Here is a 7,131-nt window from a genome sequence, read left to right on the forward strand (position 1 = left end):
TGGGGCTAAGTTTACCTACTTAGCCCCAGTTATACCAGTATAGGTCTGTATCAAGCCAGAGTTTGCTTAGAGCTTAAAGCTACCAACCATACGGTCAAGACGCTCCGACAACTCTTTTAGCTCTAAGCTGGCTTCGGCCAACTCTTCCGCCGTACTCGTCGTCGCCTCATTTATCACGTTAATTTCTTCGATATTTTGGTTGATGGTATGAACAACGGTCGATTGCTCTTCAGTGGCAGTGGCCACTTGCGTATTCCGATCAGAGATATCATGAATGCGATCTGAGATATTCACCAATACGTCCACGGCTTCATCAGACGAAGAAACCCCTTCATTGGTAACTGATTTACCCGCTTCCATTGCTGTTACTGCATCACGTGCATCACTTTGAAGCTGATTGATCATCTTTTGGATCTCTTCAGTAGAATCTGCTGTGCGACTGGCCAACTTTCTAACTTCATCAGCAACAACGGCAAACCCACGTCCTTGATCCCCTGCTCGCGCCGCTTCAATGGCCGCATTTAAAGCCAATAAGTTTGTTTGCTCCGAGATATCGCGAATTACATCCAAAATCGAACCGATGTCTTGCGTAGTCGATGCGAGTTGTCCAACGACTTTGCTGGTATTCTCAATGTCCTTGGCTAAGCGGCTAATCGCATCTTTAGCTTGGTTCACCACATTTTGACCAACTTGCGTATTGTCAGATGCTTGGTTTGCCGTTTCAGCTGCCGTTGCTGCGTTGGAGGCAATTTCGCTGATCGTCGCCCCCATTTGATTTATTGCAGCCACCACCTGAATGGTTTGGTCTCGTTGGCTCTGGCTATTATCATGTGTAGTACTGGCTTTGATCGAAACCCCATCTGCCGCAGCTTGGAGTGAATGGCTTGTTGAGGCCACTTCTTTCATCGTGTCGTGGATCTTCTCGATAAAGCCATTAAAACCTTCTGAGAGCTGAGCAATCTCATCTTTGCCATTAATTTCAATACGCTGCGCTAAATCACCATCACCTTTACCCAGATCCGTAAATCGTTGTGCAATCATGCGAATTGGACGAGTAATGCTGTTTGCCAAAACCACACCCATCAACACAAATATCACCGCAACAACCGCTGTTATTATCATGATTTGAGATGCAGTGGCATCAAGCTGTGCAAAAGCTTCATTGACTGGAACAACACCAATCACGAACCAGTCCATGGACGGGATATACGCACTTCCTAGGAATAGATCTTGTCCTTTGCTCTCAAGTTGAATGAGTTGAACTTGCCCTTTATTCAATAAAGACTTGGCTGATGCCCCAAATTCTCCAGTTAATGATCTATCCGTCAACTGGCGGTTTGCGTGAATTTTAATTTTCCCGTCAGGATCGACTAAGAAAACATAACCTGTTTGTTCTATCTTAAAGTTCGTTAGCAAACGCACCATATCATCCATAGACTTGGAGACACCCGACATCGTATGTCCATCAAGATGCTGGTAGTTTGCAAACATTTTTACATCACCATTCGCTTCCGTAAAAATGCTGACCATCGTTTCTTGCCCTGAATCAGTAAAGCCAAAGAACCATCCATCTTGTTCTCGGTTTAGTTGGCGCAAGAAGCCATTCTGATTCCAGTAATACGCGGTCTCGCGGTTCGCCACTGACGCATCATTTAACTGGTATTGCTGCTTAACATTGTTTAACTGCTTGACCAAAAGCAGCTGAGATTCAGGCGCTTCAGTTTGTGCCACTGCATCACGTACAAACTCGTTCCGTGCTAATTGCTGCGCTGCAGAGAGCAATTGAGCAACATCGCTATCGATATTTTGAGTGATCTGATCCAGGATTAATGGCAGATCCAGATTGAGTAAACGGTGTTCCAAGACACTGCGTGCCTGTCGTTGTGCCATCACACCAACAATGATGGTCGAAGCAAGTACCGCAAGCGTAATGCCGACAACCACCTTTTGTTTGATACTTAGATTATTGAGTTTGAACATTCATTCTGCCTTCTATGTGCTGATTTGTGCGCTGTCGTTATCGGCTCCACATAACGTTTCTTTACTAAATATGCTCATTTCATAAAAAATAGCGAAACTATCGGCAGTAATGCGTATAAAAAGTGTGCTGTTACACATCAATCAAACATAAATTGCAAATATCTGTCTTGGCCTTTCTTGATTCACCATCACATAATCACCAAGATGTTTCGGGGTTCCCTCTTGGAAGTCTTTAATCCGCCCCAATATTCTAGATGGTTGAAAGATATCAACTAATTTGGAAAAGTGAGAAAGCGGCCTCCAGCGACCTGCTTTATGCGTAAAAAATGCGCAAAGATTTTCTATACAAGAGAAAGTACGGAACTTTTTCACAGCCAGATTCACTAAGAGAAAAAAGTGAGGAGAGCAATTTTCATGACATCACAAGCGTTGCAACAACTACGTGAATACCTTAACGGTCAAGTAATAGGACAACAAGAATTAGTAAAGCAGTTATTGGTTGCTTTGTTAGCTGATGGCCATATCTTAGTGGAGGGACCTCCAGGGCTTGCCAAAACCCGTGCAGTAAAATCGCTCGCTGACTGCATCGAAGGAGATTTCCACCGAATTCAGTTCACCCCTGATTTGCTTCCTGCCGACCTAACGGGTACTGATATTTTCCGTCCGGAAACTGGGGAGTTCACCTTTCAAGCTGGCCCTATTTTTAACTCATTGATCCTTGCTGATGAAATCAACCGTGCGCCAGCGAAAGTTCAAGCAGCCATGCTTGAAGCAATGGCAGAGAAACAAATCACCGCAGGACGAAAAACCTACCCGTTACCTGAACTGTTTCTGGTTATGGCGACTCAAAACCCAATTGAACAAGAAGGTACCTATCCGTTGCCAGAAGCGCAGCTCGACCGCTTTTTGTTACACCTTGATGTCGATTATCCCGATGCGCAAAGTGAACTTCAAATCCTTCGTTTGAATCGTGGTGAAGCCAAAGGGGAAAACTCTGTTCAACCGCCAGTACTTTCTCAAGCCGATATCTTTTCGGCACGTAAAGAGGTGCTGGATATTCATATGGCCGAGAGCATCGAGCAGTATATTATTCGTCTTGTGATGGCAACGCGGGATCCTGCGAAATATGACCAAACATTAGCACAGTGGATCGAAATGGGAGTGAGTCCTCGAGCAACCATCGCACTGGATCGCTGCGCTCGCGCCCATGCTTGGTTATCAGGTCGAGATTTTGTTTCACCAGAAGACGTTCAAAGCATGGCATTTCCTGTATTGCGCCACCGACTACTGCTCAGTTATCAAGCCCAAGCCGAAGGGATACACCCGAACAAAGTGATCAATCATCTTTTATCGCTGGTTGGCAGCGCCTGATTACGAGGCTTAACATGGCTAAAGCACAAACGCAAGCATTGCCACCTCATGCCAATGGAGTGACATTGTCACTTGACGAGCTTTTATATTACAAGCAACAATCGGTTCAGTGGCTTCCACCAGCTAAAAGCTTATGGAGCCAAATGCTTGGGCAGCACCAAAGTCGGCAATTAGGCCGAGGGATGGACTTTGCTGAAGTTAGGCAATACCAAGTCGGTGATGATATTCGAAGCATCGATTGGCGTGTCACAGCACGCACCGGCAAGCCACACACCAAGCTTTTTACAGAAGAACGTGAAAAGCCCGTTGTGTTATTCATTGACCTTAGCCCCAGCATGATATTTGGTTCGACGTTAATGCTGAAATCCGTCATTGCTGCCCATATGGCAGCGCTCATTGCTTGGCTTTCAGTGACACAAAAAGACCGCATTGGCGCAGTCATCGACACGGGATATGAACTTGTCGAAATCAAACCGACAAGTCGAAGCAAAGGCGCATTGGCACTGCTTCAGCAGCTGATTAATCATCATAATCAAGTGCTACAACGCCCTTCTCCTGAACAAGCACATTCTTTTTCCAATGCGTTAGAAGCACTAAATAGAATGTGTCCTAAAGGCAGTGAGATCATCTTAATTAGTGATTTCGTTCGCTTATCAGAGCTTCAACAACCTATGTTGACACGGCTTCGCCAACACAATCGAGTTCGACTTGTCCATATATCGGATCCTTTAGAGCATGGCCAGACCACCTTTCGAGGTGTTGAACAAGTGACCGATAAACAAACAACACAGTGGTTAGATTTTTCTTCGCGCCAAACCCGGCAACGTATTGAGCAAGCTTTTGATGCTAAACAGCAATCGCTCAAAGACTTTGCCTTATCCATTGGCGTTTCTTACACCTCACTGAACAGTGATCAAACATTATTACAACAATTATCCGGATAATTTAGAATGACAGAAAACTCCACTTCTTCGCTTTTACCACTTAAGGATTTGCATCTACCGGATGCCCCATCATGGCTACCTTTAGCTTGGGGCTGGTGGGCCGCTGTTGGCGCAACCATCGCCGTTTTGCTTCTTATTTGGCTCACATTGCGTTGGAAGAAAAAACGTATGGCACCGAAGAAAACAGCCCTTCGATTATTACAAAATAGTGATCAACCCTCTGCGGCTATTGAGCTGCTGCGCCAAGCTGCTTTCTGTTATTTCCCCCGCGAAGAAATCGCCCAACTAACCGGGCCAGAATGGTATGTGTTTTTAGATTCGCATGTGCAAAAACCACTATTTGTCCCTAACCAAACAGCGTGGCAACAAGCACTCTACTCAAAAGAACCGATACAAAATTCACAACAGTTGGTTCAACATTGTGCTCAATGGGTAGAAGAAGCTTTGCCACCAAAAAGAAGGAGACGCTAGATTGGCGAATATCGAATTGGTCTGGTGGGGAGCGCTTGCTCTCTTTCCCTTACCCCTACTCGTATATTGGTTGGTTCCTGCGATAAAGCAGTCAACCCCAATCTATTTACCTTACCTACCAACAACGGAAGCGAAAACCAGTCCCAAAAACCTTAGTGCAAAAATCTTGGCTTCACTGATTTGGTTTTTCGTGGTGTTAGCAGTGGCTCGTCCGGTTTGGTACGGTGAACCAGTGACTACTCAACCAAAGCATCGCGATATGATGTTGGTGGTCGATCTTTCTTACTCAATGAAGAAAGAAGATATGGCTGTTGGTGGTGACTACATTGATCGACTGTCTGCTGTTAAACAAGTGCTTAGTGATTTCATTGCTAAACGAGAAGGCGATCGTCTCGGACTCGTCTTATTTGCTGACCACGCCTACTTACAAACTCCGCTAACGCTAGACAGACAAACAATTTCAGAACAGCTAAACCGCGCCGTACTCAGGTTGATTGGTACTCAAACTGCAATTGGTGAGGGTATTGGCCTTGCAACTAAAACCTTTGTGGATAGTGATGCGCCACAACGGGTGATGATTTTACTCAGCGATGGTAGCAATACCGCTGGAGTAATTGATCCGCTAGAAGCTGCGAAGATCGCAAAAAAATACAACACCACAATCTACACCATCGGTGTTGGCGCGGGTGAAATGGTAGTACAAGACTTTTTCTCTACTCGAACCGTCAATACCGCAGAAGATCTTGACGAAAAGACGCTAACTGAAATTGCAACAATGACTGGTGGTCAATACTTCAGAGCTAGAGACAGCAAAGAGCTTGCGAATATCTACGACACCATCAACCAACTTGAGCCAATCAGTCAAGCGAGTCAAACTTGGCGACCACAAACTGAATGGTTTGGCGTCCCATTAGCTCTTGCCCTCGCGTTATCCATTGTTCTTACCATTATGAGGAGAAATCATGTCTGAATTCTCTTTTCTATATCCAATCTGGTTATTGGGTTTAGTCCCATTAGGGATACTCTCGATTTGGTTAGCCAAACGAAAGCGTAGCCAAACGCTTATCGCCCCTCATCTTGCCAACATTATGGGGATGCAAAACAAAACACATACGCATGTGTTACTTTGGGGCCTAGTTTTCAGCTGGCTTGTTGCAATTGTCGCTCTGTCTGGCCCTAGTTTTGAGAAAGCAGAAAGGCCTAGCTTTGCCAGTTCTAGCGCACGAGTGTTGGTGATGGACATGTCGATGTCAATGTACGCAACCGACATCAAACCAAACCGGTTAACCCAAGCACGTTACAAAGCTATCGATTTACTTAACCAATGGACAGAAGGGTCTGTTGGATTAGTCGCGTACGCTGGCGATGCTTACAGCGTTAGCCCACTCACAAACGACAGTAAAACAATCATTAACCTCATTCCCAACCTATCTCCAGATTTAATGCCCTACTCCGGCGCCAATGCGGCGTCTGGCGTTAAACTTGCGATAGAGATGATGAAAAATGCAGGGCTCGATAAAGGAGACATCGTTCTATTTTCAGACGACCTAGATCAACAAGAAAAGAATGATATTGCTGAGTTGCTCGATGGCACTTACTGGTCTATCAGCATTCTTGGCGTTGGCAGCGCAGCGGGCGCACCTGTCGTTTTAGAAGATGGTTCATTGCTTAAAGCTCAAAACGGCACCACCGTCGTCGCGAAATCGAACTTTAATAATATGCGAGATCTAACTAAGCAACTCGATGGCTTCTTTACCCCAATTCAGTTAGACAATCGCGATGTCGATTCAATCGCTAAACTCACACAATCTGTTGGGACAACTTCAAAATCCAGCGATAAACAAGTGATTGAAGAACAGGTCAATAATGGATTCTGGCTGCTACCATTGCTTGTCCTTCCAGCGCTGCTCATGTTCCGGAAAGGGGTGGTATTCGTTTTACTCATTACGGCCCTACCACTTTCCATGAGTCAAAAGGTACAAGCAAATCCATTTCAAAACCAAAACCAACAAGCGATGGAGCACTATAAGTCCGGAGACTTAGACGCCGCTATCAATACATTCTCAAATAACGAATGGAAAGGCGTGGCGCAATACCAAGCTGGTAAGTTTGCAGATGCTATCGACTCGCTTCAAGGCTTAGAGTCCATGACGAGCAAATACAACTTAGCCAATGCCTATGCTCAAAATCGAGATTTTGATAAAGCCATCGACTTGTATGAAGAGATATTAAGTGCTGAACCAAGTAATACTGATGCGAAATTCAATCTAGATGTTGTGAAGAAAGCACAACAGCAACAGCAACAGCAACAGCAACAGCAACAGCAACAGCAACAGCAACAGCAACAGCAACAGCAACAGCAACA

At 45.2% G+C, this 7,131-nt stretch carries 6 protein-coding genes; 5 read left to right on the plus strand and 1 reads right to left on the minus strand.

Features of this window, described 5'->3' with window-relative positions; genetic code table 11:
- Positions 1 to 66: 66 nt before the first annotated feature.
- On the minus strand, positions 67 to 1,980 hold the full coding sequence (locus ACQEXS_RS14350; protein ID WP_427014283.1) for a methyl-accepting chemotaxis protein: 1,914 nt from the start codon (positions 1,978 to 1,980) through the stop codon (positions 67 to 69).
- Between the two features lie 414 nt (positions 1,981 to 2,394).
- Between ACQEXS_RS14350 and ACQEXS_RS14355 the strand changes: the two genes are divergently transcribed.
- The 5 genes from ACQEXS_RS14355 to ACQEXS_RS14375 all read left to right on the plus strand — a co-directional run.
- Positions 2,395 to 3,351, plus strand: a complete 957-nt coding sequence (locus ACQEXS_RS14355; protein ID WP_427014284.1) for an AAA family ATPase — start codon at positions 2,395 to 2,397, stop codon at positions 3,349 to 3,351.
- Positions 3,352 to 3,365: 14 nt separating this feature from the next.
- Positions 3,366 to 4,295 (plus strand): DUF58 domain-containing protein, encoded by a 930-nt coding sequence (locus ACQEXS_RS14360; RefSeq protein WP_367990109.1) that lies wholly within the window; start codon positions 3,366 to 3,368, stop codon positions 4,293 to 4,295.
- A gap of 6 nt (positions 4,296 to 4,301) precedes the next feature.
- Complete coding sequence (locus ACQEXS_RS14365) at positions 4,302 to 4,766, plus strand: DUF4381 domain-containing protein (RefSeq protein ID WP_427014285.1); 465 nt, start codon at positions 4,302 to 4,304, stop codon at positions 4,764 to 4,766.
- 1 nt (position 4,767) lies between these two features.
- A complete protein-coding gene (locus ACQEXS_RS14370; RefSeq protein WP_427014286.1) occupies positions 4,768 to 5,736 on the plus strand; it encodes a vWA domain-containing protein in 969 nt (322 codons plus the stop codon).
- Positions 5,729 to 7,131: VWA domain-containing protein (locus ACQEXS_RS14375; protein ID WP_427014287.1), on the plus strand; the 1,403-nt coding region annotated here is incomplete at its 3' end. The genes ACQEXS_RS14370 and ACQEXS_RS14375, both read left to right, overlap by 8 nt.

The sequence above is a fragment of the Vibrio sp. TRT 17S01 genome (assembly GCF_050113695.1).
Taxonomy (GTDB): Bacteria; Pseudomonadota; Gammaproteobacteria; order Enterobacterales; family Vibrionaceae; genus Vibrio.

Excerpts from the sequence above, each read along its gene's own strand:
- ACQEXS_RS14350 (WP_427014283.1), bottom strand. The coding sequence starts at position 1,980 with ATGTTCAAACTCAATAATCTAAGTATCAAACAAAAGGTGGTTGTCGGC.
- ACQEXS_RS14355 (WP_427014284.1), top strand. The coding sequence starts at position 2,395 with ATGACATCACAAGCGTTGCAACAACTACGTGAATACCTTAACGGTCAA.
- ACQEXS_RS14360 (WP_367990109.1), top strand. The coding sequence starts at position 3,366 with ATGGCTAAAGCACAAACGCAAGCATTGCCACCTCATGCCAATGGAGTG.
- ACQEXS_RS14365 (WP_427014285.1), top strand. The coding sequence starts at position 4,302 with ATGACAGAAAACTCCACTTCTTCGCTTTTACCACTTAAGGATTTGCAT.